At 43.4% G+C, this 1,336-nt stretch carries 2 protein-coding genes; both read right to left on the minus strand.

The genetic code is table 11. The features are described 5' to 3' along the window. Positions 1–630, minus strand: a 630-nt coding sequence (locus ACFINS_RS09635) for a filamentous hemagglutinin N-terminal domain-containing protein (protein WP_375706139.1), incomplete at its 3' end; no start/stop codon positions are given. Between the two features lie 23 nt (positions 631–653). Beyond that, positions 654–1,336, minus strand: a 683-nt coding sequence (locus ACFINS_RS09640; RefSeq protein ID WP_375706138.1) for a ShlB/FhaC/HecB family hemolysin secretion/activation protein, incomplete at its 5' end; no start/stop codon positions are given.

Below are 1,336 nucleotides of genomic sequence, written 5' to 3' on the forward strand. Positions count from 1 at the left end.
GCCTGAAAAAAAATTCGCACCCCTTGCACCAAAAGTGATCTCCCCACCTTTCACCACAAAACCTTTCAAAAAACCAGAAACATCAATTTCTGGAACACCGGTGGTTAATGTCGCATGGGGCGTATTGATAAACCCACAACCATCACAGCTTATGCCATTGGGGTTGGCTATAATCACATCGGCTTGTTTTCCAAAAACTTCTCCTGGACCATTCAACGCACTGCGTTTTCCGCTTGTTACTTCATTTAAAATAACCTTCGCTGAACCAGAAAAACGCAAATGTGGATTGCCAGGCATAATGCCCCCCAATTGCGATTGTCCCACTTCTTGCGCATGATTGTTCCAAATCACACCTACATGGCCAATATTAAAATCATCATATTTATTGTGCGATAAACCGCTGCTGTTGGGGGTAACAATATCAATGGAAGGAACCCCATTGGGGGCTGCCACAATATCTGGACGATGGGCAGAATTCGCCTTCGCATCAACAGAAATTTGCGCCTGTAACGCTGAAGGGGCTAACAAACAAGAAAAACCAAGCCCCCAAAATAAAACCTTCTTGAGCATCGTACTAGAGACTAAAACACCTAATAAAGTCGCTCTTTGTTCTCTCTTCTCATATCTCATGCTTGTACTCGCCATCACTATCCTTAAAGATCCATTGTTAATGTCATTAAAAACGTGCCTGACTTCTTGTGCTTAATCGTGCTCCAGAAAATACTGGAATAACTAGCATCAAGAGAAACCATCCCCCCTGAAAGCTTGACACCTGCTGTCCAACCAGCAAGCTGTTCATGCGTAAAACCATACAAAGCTTGCGAAAAAACACGACCATAGTCCAAACCAACAAAGGGGCGAAGTTCACCAAAAACCTTTTTGAGCGTCGCGTTATTGCTCCACCAAATGGTGCGCAGAAACAGCTCATTACGGATAAAAAAACCGTTATTGCCAAAAATCAAACTCTCGCGCATGCCTCGAACATTGGAAGCACCTCCCAACGAAATCTGCTCTGCACCCAATAAATTATGCGGTGAATATTGACCACTCAAAAGATTGCTCAATAGAAAATTCCACTCACCAACCTTAAAGGGTGTCATAACGCTGAGTGTGCCGGTAAATTTTGCAAATTGAGGCTCCGCATCCCCCGCTCCTGGAACATGTTTCTTTACAGATTGAAATAAAGGAAGTCCTTGCAAATAACTCACATCAAAGCTCCATGTGCCCCCAAACATCTGGCGAGTATGCAAAATGCCAAAATTAGCTACACTATATTGACGGCTCCCAACCTCTATCTTATTGCCAAGAAGGTAGTTGTTGCTCCTTTTATAGGAAA

The organism is Bartonella sp. AA2SXKL, from assembly GCF_042197205.1.
Taxonomy (GTDB): domain Bacteria; phylum Pseudomonadota; class Alphaproteobacteria; order Rhizobiales; family Rhizobiaceae; genus Bartonella.